At 73.1% G+C, this 18,813-nt stretch carries 15 protein-coding genes; 7 read left to right on the top strand and 8 right to left on the bottom strand.

Annotated elements, in window-relative coordinates; translation table 11 throughout:
* Positions 1-33: 33 nt before the first annotated feature.
* The 4 genes from O7626_RS16900 to O7626_RS16885 all read right to left on the bottom strand — a co-directional run bounded on the left by O7626_RS16900 (position 34) and on the right by O7626_RS16885 (position 4,370).
* Positions 34-1,113, bottom strand: coding sequence for an ABC transporter permease (locus O7626_RS16900; protein WP_278066188.1), 1,080 nt, complete (start codon positions 1,111-1,113; stop codon positions 34-36).
* A 56-nt stretch (positions 1,114-1,169) separates the two neighbouring features.
* On the bottom strand, positions 1,170-2,054 hold the full coding sequence (locus O7626_RS16895; protein WP_278062128.1) for an ATP-binding cassette domain-containing protein: 885 nt from the start codon (positions 2,052-2,054) through the stop codon (positions 1,170-1,172).
* Between the two features lie 158 nt (positions 2,055-2,212).
* The gene (locus O7626_RS16890) at positions 2,213-2,983 is read right to left on the bottom strand and encodes a response regulator transcription factor (RefSeq protein ID WP_278066187.1); all 771 of its coding nucleotides are present in this window, start codon (positions 2,981-2,983) and stop codon (positions 2,213-2,215) included.
* A gap of 10 nt (positions 2,984-2,993) precedes the next feature.
* Positions 2,994-4,370, bottom strand: a complete 1,377-nt coding sequence (locus O7626_RS16885) for a sensor histidine kinase (protein WP_278062127.1) — start codon at positions 4,368-4,370, stop codon at positions 2,994-2,996.
* Positions 4,371-4,565: 195 nt separating this feature from the next.
* On the opposite strand from O7626_RS16885, the gene O7626_RS16880 reads away from it, so the two are divergent.
* From O7626_RS16880 to O7626_RS16870, 3 genes are all read left to right on the top strand, one after another.
* Positions 4,566-5,675, top strand: a complete 1,110-nt coding sequence (locus tag O7626_RS16880) for an LLM class flavin-dependent oxidoreductase (protein ID WP_278062126.1) — start codon at positions 4,566-4,568, stop codon at positions 5,673-5,675.
* Positions 5,672-6,286, top strand: a complete 615-nt coding sequence (locus O7626_RS16875; RefSeq protein WP_278062125.1) for an FMN reductase — start codon at positions 5,672-5,674, stop codon at positions 6,284-6,286. Before O7626_RS16880 ends, O7626_RS16875 begins: the two co-directional genes overlap by 4 nt.
* Before the next feature lie 133 nt (positions 6,287-6,419).
* Positions 6,420-6,887, top strand: coding sequence for a hypothetical protein (locus O7626_RS16870; protein WP_278062124.1), 468 nt, complete (start codon positions 6,420-6,422; stop codon positions 6,885-6,887).
* An 87-nt stretch (positions 6,888-6,974) separates the two neighbouring features.
* Here the strand turns inward: O7626_RS16870 and O7626_RS16865 are convergent, their stop codons facing one another.
* The 3 genes from O7626_RS16865 to O7626_RS16855 all read right to left on the bottom strand — a co-directional run bounded on the left by O7626_RS16865 (position 6,975) and on the right by O7626_RS16855 (position 9,573).
* Entirely contained in the window at positions 6,975-7,814 is an 840-nt protein-coding gene (locus tag O7626_RS16865; RefSeq protein ID WP_278062123.1) for an aldo/keto reductase, read from the bottom strand.
* 203 nt (positions 7,815-8,017) lie between these two features.
* A complete protein-coding gene (locus O7626_RS16860) occupies positions 8,018-9,007 on the bottom strand; it encodes a xanthine dehydrogenase family protein subunit M (RefSeq protein WP_278062122.1) in 990 nt (329 codons plus the stop codon).
* The gene (locus O7626_RS16855; protein ID WP_278062121.1) at positions 9,004-9,573 is read right to left on the bottom strand and encodes a 2Fe-2S iron-sulfur cluster-binding protein; all 570 of its coding nucleotides are present in this window, start codon (positions 9,571-9,573) and stop codon (positions 9,004-9,006) included. Before O7626_RS16855 ends, O7626_RS16860 begins: the two co-directional genes overlap by 4 nt.
* Positions 9,574-9,723: 150 nt before the next feature.
* Here O7626_RS16855 and O7626_RS16850 point away from each other — a divergent pair, with 150 nt between their 5' ends.
* Entirely contained in the window at positions 9,724-13,137 is a 3,414-nt protein-coding gene (locus O7626_RS16850; RefSeq protein ID WP_278062120.1) for a BTAD domain-containing putative transcriptional regulator, read from the top strand.
* A gap of 54 nt (positions 13,138-13,191) precedes the next feature.
* Here the strand turns inward: O7626_RS16850 and O7626_RS16845 are convergent, their stop codons facing one another.
* The gene (locus tag O7626_RS16845) at positions 13,192-13,773 is read right to left on the bottom strand and encodes a hypothetical protein (protein WP_278062119.1); all 582 of its coding nucleotides are present in this window, start codon (positions 13,771-13,773) and stop codon (positions 13,192-13,194) included.
* Positions 13,774-14,109: 336 nt separating this feature from the next.
* Here O7626_RS16845 and rph point away from each other — a divergent pair, with 336 nt between their 5' ends.
* The 3 genes from rph (at position 14,110) to O7626_RS16830 (ending at position 18,711) form a co-directional block, all read left to right on the top strand.
* The gene (rph, locus tag O7626_RS16840; protein ID WP_278062118.1) at positions 14,110-16,710 is read left to right on the top strand and encodes a rifamycin-inactivating phosphotransferase; all 2,601 of its coding nucleotides are present in this window, start codon (positions 14,110-14,112) and stop codon (positions 16,708-16,710) included.
* Positions 16,711-16,852: 142 nt separating this feature from the next.
* Positions 16,853-17,854: an ATP-binding cassette domain-containing protein gene (locus tag O7626_RS16835; RefSeq protein ID WP_278062117.1), complete on the top strand. Its 1,002-nt coding sequence runs from the start codon at positions 16,853-16,855 to the stop codon at positions 17,852-17,854.
* Positions 17,851-18,711, top strand: coding sequence for an ABC transporter permease (locus O7626_RS16830; protein ID WP_347404793.1), 861 nt, complete (start codon positions 17,851-17,853; stop codon positions 18,709-18,711). The genes O7626_RS16835 and O7626_RS16830 overlap by 4 nt, the downstream gene beginning before the upstream one ends.
* The last annotated feature ends 102 nt before the right edge of the window (positions 18,712-18,813 follow it).

Genomic DNA, 18,813 nt, shown 5'->3' with positions numbered 1-18,813 from the left:
CCCCCGGCTCCCGGCCCCGGCGGCCCGGGTGGGTCAGGAGACCCGGGTCTCCCGCTCCTGCCAAGCGGCCCGCAGCGAGGTCTTGCCGTTGGTGCGCAGCAGCGACCCCTCGTAGAGCCGCGCGGCGAGCGCGATGCAGAGCGCGGCGGCGGCGAGCAGGATCAGTAGGGCCAGCACCGGCTCCCAGGTGGCGGCGTCGCCGAAGAAGAGCCGCAGCGGCATCGCGGTCGGCGCGGAGAACGGCACGTAGGAGAGCGCCGTCATCGCCGTCGGGTTGCTGTTGAAGAAGATCACCAGGAAGAACGGCACCATGATCAGCAACTGGATCGGCCCGGACGCCCCGCTGATGTCCTCCTGCCGGCTGACCAGCGCCCCGGTGACCGCCCAGAGCGAGGCGAGCAGTACGAAACCGACGACGAAGAACGGGATGAACCAGGCGATCGCCGGGCCGAGCTGTCCCAGCAGCGCGGTGTCGCCGCCGACCGCCTGCATGGAGACCACCGCGACCAGCGCGATCAGCATCACCTGGCCGAACGCGAGCGCGCCGTTGCCGAGTACCTTGCCGGCGAGCAGGGCCCGGACCGGCACCGCCGTCACCAGGATCTCCACGATCCGGGTCTGCTTCTCCTCGGTGACGCTCTGTGCGATCTGCACGCCGAAGCTGATGGAGAGGAAGAAGAAGACCATCGAAAAGGACACCGGCACCAGGAAGGCCAGCATCGGGTCGACCGTGTCCGGGTCGAGCAGCTGCACCGGGGGAGCGCTGCTCAGCGCCCGGACCACCGAGTCCGGGGTACGGTCCATCGCCAGCACCCGGACCCCGCCGCCGTCGTCCGGCACCACCGCGGCGTCCACGTCGCCGTCCCGGATCAGCCGCTCGGCCGCCGCCACGTCGGTGGCGGACACCACCTCCATGCCGGCCCGGTCCAGTGTGCTGGCGGTGTCGCCGGAGCCGACCACCGCCACCGTCGAGCCGCTGTTGGCGAAGATCGCCGGCAGCACGGTGCTGGCCGCCGCGATCAGCAGGAAGAGGACGGTGCTGATCAGGAACGTCCGGTCGCGGATCTTGACCGCGATCTCCCGGCCGGCGACCAGCTTGGTCGCGGCCCACAACGAGGTGCCGCTTACCGGTCCGGCCTCGGTCCGGGCGGGCGGCGGGGCGAGCGTCGTCACTGGGTTACCTCCCGGAAGATCTCGGCGAGCGAGGGTACGACGGGACCGAAGGCGCGTACCGGGCCCCGGGCGAGGGCGGCCCGCAGCACCGTCTGGTCGTCGCCGGGGTCGGCGAGTTCGAGCACCACCCGGGCGCCGTCGAGGTCCACTATGGAGACGCCGGGCAGGTCACGGACCCAGCCGGCGTCGCCGTCGAGCACCAGCTGGTAGCGCGGGGTGGCGTACCGGGTGCGCAGGTCGGTGCGGCTGCCGGCGGCGCGTACCGCACCGGCGGCGATGATCACCAGGTCGTCGCAGAGCCGTTCCACCACGTCGAGCTGGTGGCTGGAGAAGAGCACCGGCGCGCCCGCGGCGGCCCGCTCCCGGAGTACCCCGGCGATCGCCTCCACGGCGATCGGGTCGAGCCCGGAGAAGGGCTCGTCCAGGATCAGCACCTCGGGATCGTGCACCAGCGCCGCCGCGATCTGAGCCCGCTGCTGGTTGCCGAGGGAGAGCTTCTCCACCGGGTCGTCGGCCCGCTCGGTCAGGCCGACCCGGTCGAGCAGGTCGTCGACGCTGCGCCGGGCGGCCGGCGCGGTCAACCCGTAGAGCCGGCCGAGGTAGACGAGCTGTTCGCGTACCTTCATCTTCGGGTAGAGGCCGCGCTCCTCGGGCATGTAGCCGAAGCGCTGCCGGACCGCCCGGGTGATCGGCCGACCGTTCCAGGTGACCGTGCCCGCGTCCGCGGCGAGCAGGCCGAGGATGATCCGCATCGAGGTGGTCTTGCCGGCACCGTTGGCACCGACGAAACCGGTCATCCGACCCGGGGTCACCACGAACGAGATGTCGTCGAGCACTCTCCGGCCGCCGAACGACCGGTCGACGGACGCCACGCGCAGCATCCGGCCTCCTTCGCCAGGATCTCCGCCGCTGCACCCCGCACCGGCGGAGCCGAGGCTAGTCCGGCCCGGCTGCGCCGGCGTCCGTCGCGCGGCGGAACCGCAGGGATGATCCACTTCCCGAGCGGGCGAGCCGGCTCCGCACCCGGCGGCCGGGCCGGTCAGCCGCCGGCACCGCCCGGGGTCACCACCCCGTGCTCGTACGCGAAGACGACCGCCTGGGTACGGTCGCGCAGTCCGAGCTTCATCAGTACCCGGGAGACGTGCGTCTTCACTGTCGCCTCGCCGAGCAGCAGCCGCTGGGCGATCTCGGCGTTGGAGGCGCCCCCGGCGAGCTGCACGAGTACCTCCCGTTCCCGCTCGGTCAGCTCGGCCAGCCGGCGCCGGTCCAGCTCGGCCGGCCCGCCGCCGCCCGGACCGGGCTGCCCCGGCGTCGGGGCAGCCGCGCCGGCCCGGGCGGCGAAGGTCGCGATCACCCGCCGGGTGATCTGCGGGGCGAGCAGCGCGTCGCCCCGGGCCAGGATCCGGACCGCCTCGATCAGCTCCTCCGGTGAGCCGTTCTTCAGCAGGAAGCCGCTCGCCCCGGCCTGGAGCGCGGCGAAGAGGTAGTCGTCCCGGTCGAAGGTGGTCAGGATCAGCACCGCCGGGCCATCCGCTCCGGTGGCCGCCACGATCTGCCGGGTCGCCGCCAGCCCGTCCAGGTGCGGCATCTCCACGTCCAGCAGCACGACGTCGGGCCGCTGGGCCAGGGCGAGCTCGACCGCCTGTCGGCCGTCCGCCGCCTCGCCGACCACCTCGAAGTCCTCCTCCGTCTCCAGGATGATCCGCAACCCGGCCCGGACCAGGTGCTGGTCGTCGGCGAGGAGCACCCGGACCGGCGGGTTCGGATCCGGCCCGGTCGGGTTCGGCACGGTCGGGTTCGGGTTCGGCACGGTCACGCCCTCACGCCCGGTCCCCGGCTGGCCGCAGGCCGTCGATCCCGGCCCCGGCGGCACCGCCCTCGGCGATCGGGAAGCGGGCCCGTACCCGGAAACCGCCGTCGGTCCGGGCACCCACCTCCAGGCTGCCGTCGTGCGCGGCCACCCGTTCCCGCATCCCGATCAGCCCGAGCCCGCCACCGCCGTCCCCGGACCGGGCTCGTGACGGGGCCGGTGCGGTACGCCCGTCGTCGGTCACCTCCACCTCGACCTCCCGGCGCAGATACCGGACCCGTACGTCGACCGCGTTCGCCCGGGCGTGCTTGATGGTGTTCGTCACCGCCTCCTGGACCACCCGGTACCCGGCCAGCGAGATCGACTCGGGCAGCGGTACCGGCGTGCCGTGCACGCTGTACTCCACGGCGAGCCCGGCGTCCCTGGCCCCCTGGAACAGGCTGTCGACCTGGTCCAGCCCGTAGCCGAGGGCGGCGTCGCCGGCACCCGCGTCGCGCAGTACGCCGAGCATCCGGCGCAACTCGTCCACGGCGGTACGCGCGCTCTGCTCCACCGCGGCCAACGCGATCTTGGCCTTCGCCGGGTCCTTGTCCATCACCCGCCGGCTCGCGCTGGCCTGCACGCCCATCACCGAGACGTGGTGCGCGACGACGTCGTGCAGTTCCCGGGCGATCCTGACCCGTTCCCTGGTGACGGCCCGCTCGGCGTTCTCGGCCCGGGACCGGCGCAACTCCTCGGCCTGCACCTCCAGCTCGTGCTGCCGCAACGCCGAGGTCCAGGTGCGGTTGCCGAGCAGGTAGGCGATAAGGAAGAAGGCGAGGTTGAACAGCACGGTGGTGATGGCGGCGGCGACCAGCGGGGAGATCGGGCCTGCCGCGCCCGGAAAGTTCGACTCCGCCGAGGCGATACTCAATCCGGCTGCGATCACCAGCCAGGTGAACATCGCGACGATGATCCCGATCCTGATCCTGGCCGAGAGCCGGCGGTCCCGCCCCCAGGCGCCGAGGGTGTAGACGGTGACGAAGAGCGACGCGGACGCGACGAACACATCGGGATTGTGTCGTACCTGGGCGGCGATGAAGACCGCGGCGATCACACTGGTGCTGATCTCCGGATGGCTGCGTCGCCAGATCAGCGGCAGGCTGCCCGCGACCGTCCAGCCGAGCTGCTCGGGCCAGGCCGGCGGGTCGCCGAGCGGGAAACTGCCCATGCTGTTCGCCAGCACCACGCCGAGCAGGCCGAGCGCCGCCATCGACAGGCCGAGGTAGAGGTCGCGCCGACGCTGCTGCGGGGTCGGCCCGGGGCGGACCCACTGGCCCGCCGCCGGCTCGGTGCGCGGTGCGCCGGTCGGTGCCGCCTCGTCCTGTCCTGCGCTGCCAGCCTTCACCCGACATGGATAACGTATCCGCCCGGTTCCGCGCACCCCCGAACCGCCGGCATGGCAGAGATCACGCAGGGTAGCCGACGTCTGTCAGGGAGCCGGATCGGCCGGCGCCGGGTGGCCCACGGAATAGTTGACGACGCAAGTATGTTGTGCGGGGCGACCCGGGGACTGGCGCCGGGACCGAGTGAGGAGCGGGCGATGCAGTTCGGGATCTTCAGCGTGGGGGACGTGACCCCGGATCCGACCAACGGACGGGAGCCGTCCGAGGCGGAGCGGATCAAGGCCATGGTCGCCATCGCGTTGAAGGCGGAAGAGGCCGGTCTCGACGTGTTCGCCACCGGCGAGCACCACAACCCGCCGTTCGTGCCGTCCTCACCCACCACCATGCTCGGGTACGTCGCGGCCCGGACCAGCCGGCTGCTGCTCTCCACCGCGACCACCCTGATCACCACCAACGACCCGGTGAAGATCGCCGAGGACTACGCCATGTTGCAGCACCTGGCCGACGGCCGGGTCGACCTGATGATGGGGCGCGGCAACACCGGACCGGTCTACCCGTGGTTCGGGCAGGACATCCGCAACGGCATCCCGCTGGCGATCAACAACTACGACCTGCTGCGCCGGCTCTGGCGCGAGGACGTCGTCGACTGGCAGGGAAAGTTCCGCACCCCGTTGCAGTCCTTCACCTCCACCCCCCGACCGCTGGACGGCATCCCGCCGTTCGTCTGGCACGGCTCCATCCGCAGTCCCGAGATCGCCGAGCAGGCCGCGTACTACGGCGACGGGTTCTTCGCCAACCACATCTTCTGGCCGAAGGAGCACACCCAGCGGATGGTGGGCCTCTACCGGCAGCGGTTCGCCCACTACGGCCACGGCGACCCCGACCGGGCCATCGTCGGCCTCGGCGGCCAGGTCTTCATGCGCCGCAACTCCCAGGACGCCGTACGCGAGTTCCGGCCGTACTTCGACAACGCCCCCGTCTACGGGCACGGCCCGTCGCTGGAGGAGTTCACCCGGGAGACCCCGCTGACCGTCGGCAGTCCGCAGCAGGTGATCGACCGCACCCTCACCTTCCGGGACTACGTCGGCGACTACCAGCGGCAGCTCTTCCTGGTCGACCACGCCGGACTGCCGCTGAAGACCGTACTGGAGCAGCTGGACATCCTCGGCGAGGAGGTCGTACCGGTGCTCCGGCGGGAGTTCGCCGCACTGCGTCCCGGGCACGTACCCGAGGCGCCGACGCACGCCTCGATGAAGGCCGCCCGGGACGCGGCGGCCGGGGCGCAGGCCGAGGCGGGGGCCCGATGACGACCCGGACCCTCGTGGTGGTCTCGGCCGGGCTGCGGGTGCCCTCCTCGACCCGGCTGCTCGCCGACCAGCTCGGCGCGGCCACCGTCGCCGAACTCGACCGCCGGGACGTGCCGATCCGTACCGAGGTGGTCGAGCTGCGCGACCACGGGCACGACATCGTGAACCACCTGCTCGCCGGATTTCCTCCGGCGGCGCTCAAGCGGGCGCTGGACACGGTCGCCGCCGCCGACGGGCTGATCGTGGTGTCGCCGATCTTCAACGCCTCGTACAGCGGGCTGTTCAAGGCGTTCTTCGACGTGCTCGGCGACGACGCCCTGGTCGACCGGCCGGTGCTGATCGGCGCGACCGGCGGCACCGCCCGGCACTCCCTCGCGCTCGAACACGCGCTCCGGCCGATGTTCAGCTATCTGCGCGCGGTGGTCGTACCGACCTCGGTTTTCGCCGCCCCCGAGGACTGGGCCGGCGGCAGCGCACAGGGCACCCTGCGCGGCCGGATCGACCGGGCCGCCCGGGAACTCGCCGACCAGGTCGCCCGGCACGAACCGGCGGAGGCCGCCGACCCGTTCCGGCTCACCACCAGCTTCGACCGACTCCTCACCGGGGACTGAGCCCCGGTCCGAAGTGCGGCGGGTCAGGGTCCGAAGCGCGGCGGGCCGGTCGGGGGTGCGGCAGACCGGTCGGGGTGCTGCGCCGGTCCGGGGTGCGGCCGGCCGGCCCGGGTACGTCCGGTTGAATGTCCGGATGACCACACCGGTGCCCCGGGCCATCTCGCAGGCCACCCTCCGTGCCGTGGCGGCGGTACGCGAACAGGACCGGGCCGCCCTCGACGAGGCCGCCGGCGAGCTGGCCCCGCTCCCCGCAGAACAGGTCGGGCTGGTGCTCGGCACCGTACTCCGGCTGCTGCTCGAACAGGCGCACCCGGACGGGCTGGCCGGCGAGGACGTGCAGGCCGTACTCGTCAGGTGCGCCCGGAGCAACGCCGGCTGGCTGGCGGAGCTGGACGTGGAGGTGCTGGCGTTGCTGCTGACCGGCGCGCTCGGCGTACACCAGCTGGCCGACGGGGTGCCCGCGGCCGAGCCGGCGGCGGTGGCCCGGCACGCGCCGCTGCTCGTCGCCGACCTGCTCGCCGTCACCGGTGGGACGGCCGGCGACCTCCTGGCCGCCGCCCTGTCCGAGATCGCGGTCGCGGAAACGATGGAACTGCCGTAGCCGCTGACTGCCCCTGCCTGCCCTGACTGCCGCTGCCGTAGCCGCTGACTGCCGCAGCCGCAGCCGCAGCCCAGGCTCGCCGCCGGGTCAGTGCCCGGTCGTGTCGGAGTCGGTGGCCGCCTCCTCGCCCCGGTCGAGCGCGGAGAGCGCGGCGACGTCCTCCGGGGAGAGGGTGAAGTCGAAGACGTCGATGTTGCTCTTCATCCGCTCCGCCGAGGCGGTCTTCGGGATCGGGACCAGCCCCAGTTCGAGGTGCCAACGGAGCACGACCTGCGCGGGCGTGCGGCCGTACCGGTCGGCCAGGCCGGTCACCGTGGGATGGGCGAGGAGTTCGCCGCCGTGCCCGATCGGCCCCCAGGACTCGGTGACGATGCCGTGCTCCCGGTGGTACGCCCGGGCGGCGTCCCGGGTCAGCGTCGGGTCCAACTGGATCTGGTTGACGTCCGGCGTCACGTCGGTGGCGGCGCGGATCCGGCCGATGTGCGCCGGTTTGAAGTTCGACAGCCCGACGGCCCGCACCCGGCCCTCCCGGAGCAGGTCGGCGAGGCCGAGGAAGGCGTCGACGTACCGGTCCCGCCAGGGCATCGGCCAGTGGATCAGGTAGAGGTCAAGGTAGTCGATGCCGAGCTTGCCGATGCTGTCCTCGAACGCCTCCCGCACCCTCTCCCGGCCGTGCCACTCGCCGTTGAGCTTGCTGGTGACGAAGAGTTCCTCCCGGGGCACGCCCGAGGCGCGCAGGCCACGGCCGACGCCGACCTCGTTGCCGTACTTGTAGGCGGTGTCGATCAGCCGGTAGCCGGCCCCGATCGCCTCGGCGACGGCCCGCTCGGCCTCGGCGTCGGACAGTGGCCAGGTGCCGAAGCCGATCTGCGGGATCTCGGCACCGTTGGCCAGCTGGCGGGTCGGCACTGTCGGCGCTGCGTTCATGTGGTTGATCTCTCCTGCGGTCCAGTCCGGCCCGGGTACCCGGGGCCGATGCGGTGCGCGTTGTTCCAGATCAACCTACCCGCGCCCGCCGGATCGGCCAGCCGGGCCGCCCCGATCGCAGCCCGGAGGGCCCGGCGGGGCCGGCAAGGCCGGAGAGGCCGGCTTCCTGCCCGGCGTACGCCCTGACGGAGCCGACCGCCTGGTCAGGCGGGTCCGTCGACCAGGTCCAACAGGGTCCGGATCAGGGTGTTGCGGCCCATCGGCACCTTGAAGGCGTTCCCCGGCAGCGGTCTGGCCTGCGCGAACTCCGCCTCGGCGGCCGTCCGGAAGATGTCCTCCCGCGCCGGGCCACCGCGCAGCAGCTCCTCGGCCCGGCTGGCCCGCCAGGGCTTGTGCGCCACCCCGCCGAGCGCGATCCGGACGTCCCGCACCGCACCGTCCGCCACGTCGACCGCCGCCGCCACCGAGACCAGCGCGAAGGCGTACGACGCGCGGTCGCGTACCTTCCGGTAGCGGGAGCGGGTGGCGAACGGCAGTGCCGGTACCTCGATCGCGGTGATCAGTTCACCGTGCTCCAAGACGGTGTCCCGGTTCGGTTCGGTCCCCGGCAGCCGGTGCAGGTCGCCGATCGGGATGTGCCGCCGGCCGCCCGGACCCTCGGTGTGCACGACGGCGTCCAGCGCGACCAGGGCGACCGCGAAGTCCGACGGATGGGTGGCGACGCACTCCGGCGAGGTGCCGAGGATCGCGAGTTCCCGGTGGTGTCCGTCCAGCGCCGAACAGCCGGTGCCGGGTCGGCGCTTGTTGCACGGCGTGGTGACGTCCTGGAAGTACCCGCAGCGGGTGCGTTGCAGCAGGTTGCCGCCGGCGGTGGCCAGGTTGCGCAACTGGCCGGAGGCGCCGGCGAGCAGGGCCTGGGAGAGCACCGGGTAGCGGCGCCGGACCAGCGGATGCGCCGCCAGGTCGCTGTTCGGGGTGGCGGCGCCGATCAGGATCCCGCCGTCGGGTAGCTCCTCCACCCGGTCCGAGGTCAGCCGCCGGACGTCCACCAGCAGGTCCGGCGTTGCCACGTGGAGCTTCATCAGGTCGACCAGGTTGGTTCCGCCGCCGAGGAAGGCGCCGTTCGGCGACTCGGCGAGCAGCGCCACGGCACCGGTGACGTCGTCGGCACGGGCGTACCGGAACGGTCTCATCGCCGGGCCAGTTCCAGGATCGCCGGCACCATGTTCGCGTACGCGGCGCAGCGGCAGAGGTTGCCGCTCATCCGCTCCCGGATCTCGTCGGCGTCCAGCCTGGCCCTGCCCCGACCCCCGTCGCCACCACCGGCACCGCCGCCCCCACCACCGGCCCCGTCGACAGCGGCACCGGCACCGTCCACGGTCACCGCGCTCGGCCAGCCCGCCTCGGCCTCGCGGAGCATCGCCACCGCCGAGACGATCTGCCCCGGCGTGCAGTACCCGCACTGGAAGGCGTCGTACTGGATGAAGCAGCGCTGCATCGGGTGCAGCTGGCCGTCCGGTGCAAGCCCGGCGGCGGTGACGATCTCGGCCCCGTCGTGCGCCACGGTGAGGGCGAGACAGCTGTTCGCCCGCCGCCCGTCCAGCAGGATCGTGCAGGCACCGCACTGCCCGTGGTCGCAACCCTTCTTCGGGCTGGTGTTGCCCAGCCGCTCCCGCAGCGTGTCCAGCAGGGTGGTCCGGGTGTCGACGGTGATCCGGTGATCGGTCCCGTCCACCCTGAGGTTGACCTCGGCATCCATCCCTGCGGCCTCCCAGCGGTCGAGTCACGGACGAACACTCCCAAAACTAGCTATACCAGCGCAGCAAAGGAGTCGAACACGCAAAGCCCTCGGAGCCCGCTTCCGCTGCCCCCGGCGGCGGTCGCCGACCGGTGGGCGACAATCGACGCCATGCGGTTCGGCATCCTGGGCGCGACCGAGGTGTACGCCGACGACGGCCGGCCACTCGTCGTCGGCGGCCCGCGCCTGCGCGCCCTGCTGGTGCTGCTGCTGCTCGACGCCGGCCGGATGGTCCCGACGGACCGGCTGCTCCACGGACTCTACGGCGCCGAGGCGCCGGGCCGGGCCGGCAACGCCCTCCAGTCCCAGGTCTCCCGGCTGCGCCAGCTGCTCTCCGGCGCCGACCGGCCGGAGCCACTCGTGGAGTTCCATCCGGCGGGCTACCGGATCGCGGTCGACCCGGAGGACGTCGACCTGCACCGGTTCACCCGGCTGGTGGCCGACGGCCAGCGCGCGTTGGCCGCCGGTGACCGGCGGCACGGGATCGAGCTGCTGCGCGCCGCGTCGGGGTTGTGGCGCGGGGAGGCGCTGGCCGACGTCCGGGAGGCGCCGTTCGCCCGGGCCCAGGCGGTCCGCCTCGACGAGCTGCGGCTGGCCGCCGTCGAGGACCGGGTGGCGGCGGAACTCGACCTCGCCGGGGCCGGGCCCTCGGTGGCCGAGCTGCGCGAGCTGGTGGCGGCGTACCCGCTGCGGGAGCGCCTGCGCGGCCAGCTGATGCGGGCCCTGCACGCCGGTGGCCGCCGGGCCGAGGCGCTGGCCGCCTACGAGGAGGGGCGCCGGCTGCTCGCGGAGGAACTCGGCACCGACCCGTCCGCGGAGCTGGCCGCGCTGCACGTGGCCGTGCTGCGGGACGACCCCGCACTGCTGCCTCCGCACCCCGGGCCGGTCGACCTCACACCAGCTCCGCCTCCCGGGATGGTCGACCTCACACCAGCTCCGCCTCCCGGGATGGTCGACCTCACACCAGCTCCGCCTCCCGGGATGGCCAACCTCACACCAGCTCCGCCCCTCGGCCCGGCCGACGACGTGCCGGCGTCGTCCGCCGGTCGAGCCGGTGCCGTGCCGCGCCCATCCGCCGGCCCGACCGATGCCGTGTCGCGCCCACCCGCCGGTCCGGTCGACGCCGAGGTGTCCGGGCCGGTCGGCGGGCTGCCGGGGCAGCTCAGCAGCTTCGTCGGCCGGGAGGAGGAGCTGGGCCGGGTCGGCAAGCTGCTCGGCGAGGCGCGGTTGGTCACCCTGCACGGACCGGGCGGCGCCGGCAAGACCCGGTTGGCGATCGAGGCCGCCGGCCGGCAGCCCGGCGAGGTCTTCCTGGTCGAGCTGGCGGCGGTGTCCGCGGGCGCCGACGTCGCCTCCGCGGTACTCGCCGCGCTGAACCTGCGGGACGCCGCGCTGCGCGCCCAGGGTGGGCCCCGGGACGCCGCCGACCGGCTGGTGAGCGCGCTCGCCGACCGCGACCTGCTGCTGGTATTCGACAACTGTGAACACCTGGTCGCCGACGCCGCCCGGCTCGTCGCCCGGCTGCTCGGGGTCTGCCCGAAGGTGCGGGTACTGGCCACCAGCCGCGAGCCGCTCGGGCTCACCGGCGAGGCACTCTGCCCCGTCTCCGGACTGCCCCTGCCACCGGCCGGCACGACCGCCGAGGCCGCCGGGGCGTACCCGGCGGTCCGGCTCTTCGCCGACCGGGCCGCCGACGTGTCACCGGGATTCACCGTCGGCCCCGACAACCTCCCGGCGGTACTGCGGATCTGCCGCACTCTCGACGGCCTGCCACTCGCCATCGAGCTGGCGGCGGCGCGGTTGCGGGCGCTGCCGGCCGCGGAGGTCGCGGCCCGGCTCGACGACCGGTTCCGGCTGTTGACCCGGGGCAGCCGGATCGCCCAGCCCCGGCACCAGACGCTGCGCGCGGTGGTGCAGTGGAGCTGGGACCTGCTGGACGAGGCCGAACAGACCCTGGCCCGCCGGCTGACCGTCTTCGCCGGCGGCGCCGGGCTGGACGCCGTCGAACGGGTCTGCGAGCCGCTCGGCGCGGACCTGCTCGACGTGCTCTCCAGCCTGGTGGACAAGTCCCTTGTGGAGGCGGGCGGCGGGCGCTTCCGGATGCTGGAGACGGTGCGGGCGTTCGGCGCCGAGCGGCTGGCCGAGGCGGGCGAGGCGGACCGGCTGCGCCGGGCGCACGCGGCGTACTTCCTCGACCTGGCCCGTACCGCCGACCAGCGGCTGCGCGGCGCGGAGCAGCTCGACTGGCTGCGCCGGCTGGACGCCGACCGCGACGACCTGCACGTCGCGCTGCGCCGGGCGATGAGCGCCGGAGACGACGCGACGGCGCTCCGGCTGGTCGCCGCGCTGTCGTTCTACTGGTGGCTGCGCGGCCTGCGCGGCGAGGGAGCGGCACTGGCCGCCCGGCTCGTCGAGCGGCTCGGCGGCGCCCCGCCGCCCGACCTCGCCGAGGAGTACGCGCTCTGCCTGTTGCACGCCTCACTCGGCGGGTACGGCTGCGGCCCGCAGGGCGCCGGACCGGCCGGGACGATCCTGTGGAGCCTGGGTCGGCCGCCCCGGCAGCCGTTCCTGCTCTACCTCTCCGGGATGGCCAACGGCCCGCCGCCGGAGCTGCTGGAGACAGTACTCGCCACCCCGGAGGGCTGGGCGGACCTGCTCGGCACCGACCCGTGGAGCCGGGCGCTCGGCGGGCTCGGCCTCGGCATGGTCTGGATGTTCGAAGGCCGGTACGAGGCGGCGGACGCCAAGCTCGGCGAGGCGCTTGCCGCCTTCCGTGCCCTCGGCGAGCGCTGGGGGACGATCCTGGTGCTGACCCTGCTGACCGAGCTGGCCTACCGGCGGCACGACCACCGGCACACGGAGCTGGTCGACGAGGCGCTGCGGCTGGCCGACGAACTCGGCTCGACACTGGACATGGCCGAGTTGATACGGACCCGGGGTGACGGCCGACTCGGCGTGGGTGACCTGGTCGGGGCCGAGGAGGACTACCAGCGGGTGCTGGAGCTGGCCCTGCCGGCCGGCGCGCCGGAGCTGCTCGCCGCCGCCCACCTGGGACTCGGCGAGATCGCCCGGATCCAGGGCGACCTGGACCGGGCCCGCCGGCTCTGCGAGCAGGCGCTGGCGGAGTGCCCGACAGGCTGGTTCGGAGCGGAGGGGGTCCGGCTCGCCGCGCTGGTCGCCGTGGGGCGGATCCTGGCGGCGACCGGTGACCGGGCCGGGGCGCGGAGGCGGTTCCGGCAGGTGCTCGGCGCCACGGTCGGGGTCTGGGAACTGGCCACCCTGACGACCGCCGTCGACGGCCTGGTCGGGCCGGTACTCCGGGACGGTGACGCCGAACGGGCCGGGCTGCTGCTCGGCGCGGTGGCGGTGCTGCGGGACGATCCGGGTGCCGAGGCCGCGATCGACGCCGCGCCGGTCGCCGAGGCAGTCCGGGCCCGGCTCGGCGACCCGGCGTACCAGCGCCTGCGCGAGCGGGGCGCGAGCCTCTCCAGCGAACAGGCGCTCGCACTGCTCGACGGCGCCTAACCGTACGGCGCGACCTGACCTTACGGCTCGACAGGGCGCCAGAGTGTGCGGGGTTCAGCGTGCAAGGCCGCGAGCGGCGCTCGGAACCACCCGGCGGTGCGCGGGAGTGTCCACACCGCGCGGGCCACGCCGTCCGGTCCCTCCGTAGAGATGCACACGGTGGTCGACGTCGCGGTCCGGCTCGCCGTGCAGGAAACCGTCGTGGTTGGCCTGGCCGTGGCTGACGTGCACCAGCCAGTCCTCGTAGTACCAGCTCGGGTTGCAGGCACAGCCGGTGAACCTGAAGTTGGCCCGGTAACGGCCAACCTGCCCCGGGGCCAGCGCGAACAAACGAGTCGAGGCGTACGGGCGCGGATAGGCCGCCGAACCGGGTAGCCGGTCGACGGTGAGTGTCGCACCGTCCCGGCCCAGCCAGAGGCCGATGTTCCTGGCCCGTGCAGTGCCTCCGGTCAACACCTCGGCGTGGCGTTCGTAGCCGACCGCCTCGTCGGACAGGACCTCGTGGATCACCACGTCGGCCGCCGGCAGTGGTTGGGGCAGGGCTACCGGCCGGTCGAGGCCGTGCCGGGCGGTCGCAGCAGGCGCACCGCGGGCCGCGGCAGTCCACCGCACCCGGACCCGCTGGATGACGATCATGTCCCCAGCTTCGCACGGTCCGTGTGCGCATGCGAGCCGATATCCGGCGCGATATCAGAGATTTCTGCTTGATATCCGAGGTATTCGATATCCGCAGTATGTGCCGAGGAAGATTTGTGGCACCAGAAGGAAGAATCTCCTTGCCGACTTCAATTTATAGCAGAGTGGGGGACTTGCGGCAAGACCCCGGTGATACCGCAGAATCGTCGCCCGAGTCCACAAGCTGCGGAAACGGGGGGCGGATATGTGTCGTTGGCGACGTGCGGGCGTGCTGGATTCCGGCGGATCGACAGCCGGTGCGGTGTGGCGGATTACGGGTGCCTCGGAGGTGTGGCAGTGATCGAGCAGTACGTGTTGGGTCTGGACGAGGTCGACGGGGCGCAGGTCGCGGTCGTCGGCGGCAAGGGCGCGCAGCTGGGCGGATTGTCGCGGATCGCGGGTGTCCGGGTGCCGGCCGGTTTCTGCGTGACGACCGCCGCGTTCCGGCGGATCATGCGGGAGGTGCCGTCGATCGACGACCGGCTCGACCGGCTGTCGCGACTGGACCCGGAGGACCGGGCGGGGATCGGCGCGCTCGGCGCGGAGCTTCGCCGGGACATCGAGCGGATCATCGTCCCGGACGACCTCGGCACGGCGATCGTCCGGGCTCTCGCCCGGCTCGGCGAGGACGCCGGCTACGCGGTGCGGTCCAGTGCGACGGCCGAGGACCTGCCGACGGCCTCGTTCGCCGGCCAGCAGGACACGTACCTGAACGTGCTTGGCCCCGACGCGGTCCTGCGGCACGTCGTACGCTGCTGGGCCTCGCTCTTCACCGACCGGGCCGTGACCTATCGCCAGCGCAACGGCATCGACCACCGGAAGGTCCTGATGGCCGTGGTCGTGCAGCGGATGGTCCTCCCGCAGGCGGCCGGGGTCCTGTTCACCGCCGACCCTGTCTCGGGCAACCGGAAGGTCGCCACCGTGGACGCCAGCTTCGGTCTGGGCGAGGCCCTCGTCTCCGGCCGGGTGAACCCGGACGTCTTCCGGGTGCGCGACGACGAGGTGGTGGCCAGGACGATCGCCAGCAAGCGGTTCGCCATCGAGGCGTTGCCGGAGGGCGGGACCCGGGACGTGCCGGTCGACCCGGAGCGGCGGGAGCGGCCCGCGCTGACGGATCCGCAGCTGCTCCGGCTGGTCCGGCTCGGCCGGCGGATAGCCGAGCACTTCGGGCGTCCCCAGGACATCGAGTGGTGCCTGGTCGACGACGACTTCCAGATCGTCCAGAGCCGGCCGATCACCACGCTCTTCCCGGTGCCGGCGGTCGACGACGGCGAGAACCACGTCTACGTCTCGGTCGGTCACCAGCAGATGATGACCGACCCGATGAAGCCGCTCGGGCTTTCCTTCTGGCAGATGACGACGCCCCGGCCGATGGCCGAGGCCGGTGGGCGCCTCTTCGTCGACGTCACCCGGGCGCTGGCCGCGCCGACGAGTCGGGCCAGCATCCTGGAGGCCATGGACAGGTCCGATCCGCTGATCCGGGACGCCCTACAGACCGTCCTGGAGCGTGCCGACTTCGTCCGGTCGGTTCCGGACGAGGGTCCCGGCTGGGCGCCGATGGGCAGCGGCGGATCCTCCCCGGTCGAGGCCGACCCGGCCGTCGTCACCGAGCTGATCGAGCGCGGCCGGGCCTCCGTCGCCGCCGCCAGGCGGGACATCCGGAGCAGGTCCGGCTCCGCTCTGTTCGACTTCGTCCGGGCGGACATCGAGGAGCTGAGGCGGCTCCTGTTCGACCAGCGGAGCCTCCAGGTGATCATGGCCGGGATGGAGGCCGCGTGGTGGCTCAACGACCGGTTGCAGGAGTGGCTGGGCGAGAAGAACGTCGCCGACACGCTCAGCCAGTCCGTACCGCACAACGTCACGGCCGAGATGGGGCTGGCGCTCCTCGACGTCGCCGACGTGATCCGGCCACATCCGGAGGTGGTGGCCTTCCTGCACGACGTCGAGGGCGACGGTTTCCTGGACGAGCTGGCCAAGCTCCAGGGCGGGCCCGAGGCGCGGGACGCCATCCTGTCCTTCCTCGACCGGTACGGGATGCGCTGCGTCGGCGAGATCGACATCACCCGGCCGAGGTGGAGCGAGCGCCCCGGCACCCTGGTGCCGCTGATCCTCGGCAACGTCCGGAACTTCGGCCCGGGGGCCGGCAGGCAGCGCTTCGAGCAGGGGCGGCAGGAGGCGGAGCAGAAGGAACGGGAGGTACTCGAACGCCTCCGGGCGCTGCCGGACGGGGCACGGAAGGCCGACGAGGCCAAGCGGATGATCGACCGGGTACGGACCTTCAGCGGGTACCGGGAGTACCCGAAGTACGGCATGGTCAGCCGCTACCTCGACTACAAGCAGGCACTGCTGGCGGAGGCCGACCGGCTGGTGCGCAGCGGTGTCCTCCGGAACCGGGAGGACATCTTCTACCTCAGGTTCGAGGAGCTGCACGAGGTCGTGCGCACCAACCGGGTGGACCACCGGCTTCTCGACGCCCGCCGGGAGGAGTTCGACTCCTACCGGGCGCTCACGCCGCCCCGGGTGCTCACCTCGGACGGCGAGGCCGTCGCCGGGGCGTACCGGCGTGACGACGTGCCGACCGGTGCGCTGACCGGCCTGCCGGTCTCGGCCGGCACCGTCGAGGGGCGGGCCCGGGTCGTCCTCGATCTCGCCGAGGCCGATCTCGAACCAGGCGACATCCTCGTCACCACCCACACCGATCCGAGCTGGACGCCGCTGTTCGTCGCCGTCAGCGGCCTGGTGACGGAGGTCGGCGGGCTGATGACGCACGGCGCGGTGATCGCCCGGGAATACGGCCTGCCGGCCGTCGTCGGCGTGCTGGACGCCACCCGGCAGATCAGCGACGGGCAGCGGATCCGGGTGCACGGCACCGACGGGTACGTCGAGATCCTGTCCTGACGGAGCCGGGGTCGGCGGGGTCTCGGTCACAGGCCCCGCCGGCCGCCGTCAGCGGACGCGGTGCGTGGCCGGTCAGGGGCTTCGCCGGCCGCCGTCAGCGGACGGTGCGTGGCCGGTCAGCGCGGTCGGCCACCGTCGGGGCATGACAACGCACACACCAGCGGTCGTCGCCGAGGGACTGCACAAGCGGTACGGCCCGACCCGGGCCCTCGACGGCTTCGACCTCGTCGTGCCGGCCGGTACCGTGCACGGGCTGCTCGGGCCGAACGGCGCGGGCAAGACGACAGCGGTCCGGATCCTCTCCACGCTGCTGCGCTTCGATGCCGGGCGGGCCTGGGTGGCCGGCCACGACGTGTCCCGGCAGCCCGACCGGGTCCGTGAGGTGATCGGGCTGACCGGGCAGTACGCGGCCGTCGACGAGGTTCTCAGCGGACGCCAGAACCTGATCCTCTTCGGTCGCCTGCACCACCTGTCGGTACGGGCCGCCCGGCGCCGCGCCGACGAGTTGCTGGAGCAGTTCGGGCTGACCGAGGCGGCGGGCCGGTCGGCGGCGGAGTACTCCGGCGGGATGCGGCGCCGGCTGGACCTGGCGGCCAGTCTGATCATGACGCCCCGGGTGCTCTTCCTCGACGAGCCGACCACCGGGCTTGACCCGCGCAGCCGCAACCAGCTCTGGTCCGCCGTACGCGGCCTGGTCGCCGACGGCACCACCGTGCTGCTCACCACGCAGTACCTGGAGGAGGCGGACCAGCTCGCCGACCGGATCCTGGTGGTCGACGCCGGACGGGTGGTCGCGGAGGGCACCTCGGCCGAGCTGAAGGCGCGGATCGGGGCGGACCGGATCGAGGTGGTGCTCCGGCAGGCGACGGAACTCGGCACCGCCGCCGGGATCGTGGAGCGGTCCGCCGCCGGCCCGGTCACCGTCGATGTGGAGATCCGGCAGCTCAGCGCCCCGGTGGTGGACCGGGTGGCGGCGCTCGGCGACGTGATGCGGGCGCTGCGGGACGCGGGGATCGCCGTCGAGGACATCGGGTTGCGCCGGCCGACTCTCGACGAGGCGTTCCTGCACCTGACCGGGCACCAGCCCGGCGCGGCCCGGCCGGGTGGGCCGGGGGCGGCGGCGACGAGAGGACGGGCGGCATGACGAGTACGGTGCAGACACGCCGACCGGCCCCGCGGCCGGCCACCGCCGGGCGGTCCGCCGGGGCACCGACCCGGCTCCGTCGGGCGATCGTGGACGGCTGGGTGATGACCGGCCGGAACATGGCGCACGTGATCCGGTCGCCCGAGGAGATCGTGATCTACTTCAGCCTGCCGATCATGTTCGTGCTGGTCTTCGGCTACGTCTTCGGCAGCGGCATGGCGACCGGCGCCGACAACTACCGGGAGTACCTCCTGCCGGGTGTCTTCGTGATGACCATGCTCTACGGCCTCGGTGCCACCGCCAGCGGCATCGCCATGGACGTCAGCCGGGGCGTCGTGGACCGGTTCCGCTCCATTCCGATGGCCCGGACCGCGCTGGTCACCGGGCGGACCGGTGCCGACCTGCTGCGCGCGCTGCTGGAGATGACCATCCTGGTGGTCTGCGGCCTGCTGGTCGGCTGGCAGTGGCGCAACGGCCTGCTCGACGCGGTTGCCGCGATCGGGCTGATCCTGCTGCTCCGGCTCGCGCTGACCTGGGTCGGCATCTTCCTCGGCCTGATGGTGCCGAACCCGGACACGGTCGGGGTGATCGTATTTCCGCTGGCCTTCCCGCTGACCGCGCTCTCCAACGTCTTCGTCGCACCGGACCTGATGCCGACCTGGCTCGGCGCGATCTCGTCCTGGAACCCGCTGTCGGCGACGGTGGCGGCCAGCCGCGAGTTGTTCGGCAATCCCGGCACCGGCGGGGACTCCTGGGCGGCCCAGCACCCGTTGTTGCTGGCGGTCGGCTGGCCGCTGCTGCTGATCGTCGTGTTCGCGCCGCTCGCCGTCCGCCGCTACCAACGACTGAGCCGCTGACGACGGATCGGATACCGCCGCCGCCCCGGTGGTGACCCGGCGGTCGCGAGATGTCCGGCCCGTACCCATGACGTCGTGGGTACGGGCCGGTTCTGTTCGACC

It is taken from the genome of Micromonospora sp. WMMD1102 (assembly GCF_029626265.1).
In the GTDB taxonomy this organism is placed as follows: Bacteria; Actinomycetota; Actinomycetes; order Mycobacteriales; family Micromonosporaceae; genus Plantactinospora.
Note: the sequence above shows the minus strand (reverse complement) of the source record. Positions and strands in the feature narration are given on the sequence as shown.

Coding starts and splice junctions, on each gene's coding strand:
- O7626_RS16895 (WP_278062128.1), bottom strand. CDS start 2,054: ATGCTGCGCGTGGCGTCCGTCGACCGGTCGTTCGGCGGCCGGAGAGTG.
- O7626_RS16880 (WP_278062126.1), top strand. CDS start 4,566: ATGCAGTTCGGGATCTTCAGCGTGGGGGACGTGACCCCGGATCCGACC.
- O7626_RS16875 (WP_278062125.1), top strand. CDS start 5,672: ATGACGACCCGGACCCTCGTGGTGGTCTCGGCCGGGCTGCGGGTGCCC.
- O7626_RS16870 (WP_278062124.1), top strand. CDS start 6,420: ATGACCACACCGGTGCCCCGGGCCATCTCGCAGGCCACCCTCCGTGCC.
- O7626_RS16865 (WP_278062123.1), bottom strand. CDS start 7,814: ATGAACGCAGCGCCGACAGTGCCGACCCGCCAGCTGGCCAACGGTGCC.
- O7626_RS16860 (WP_278062122.1), bottom strand. CDS start 9,007: ATGAGACCGTTCCGGTACGCCCGTGCCGACGACGTCACCGGTGCCGTG.
- O7626_RS16855 (WP_278062121.1), bottom strand. CDS start 9,573: ATGGATGCCGAGGTCAACCTCAGGGTGGACGGGACCGATCACCGGATC.
- O7626_RS16850 (WP_278062120.1), top strand. CDS start 9,724: ATGCGGTTCGGCATCCTGGGCGCGACCGAGGTGTACGCCGACGACGGC.
- O7626_RS16845 (WP_278062119.1), bottom strand. CDS start 13,773: ATGATCGTCATCCAGCGGGTCCGGGTGCGGTGGACTGCCGCGGCCCGC.
- O7626_RS16835 (WP_278062117.1), top strand. CDS start 16,853: ATGACAACGCACACACCAGCGGTCGTCGCCGAGGGACTGCACAAGCGG.
- O7626_RS16830 (WP_347404793.1), top strand. CDS start 17,851: ATGACGAGTACGGTGCAGACACGCCGACCGGCCCCGCGGCCGGCCACC.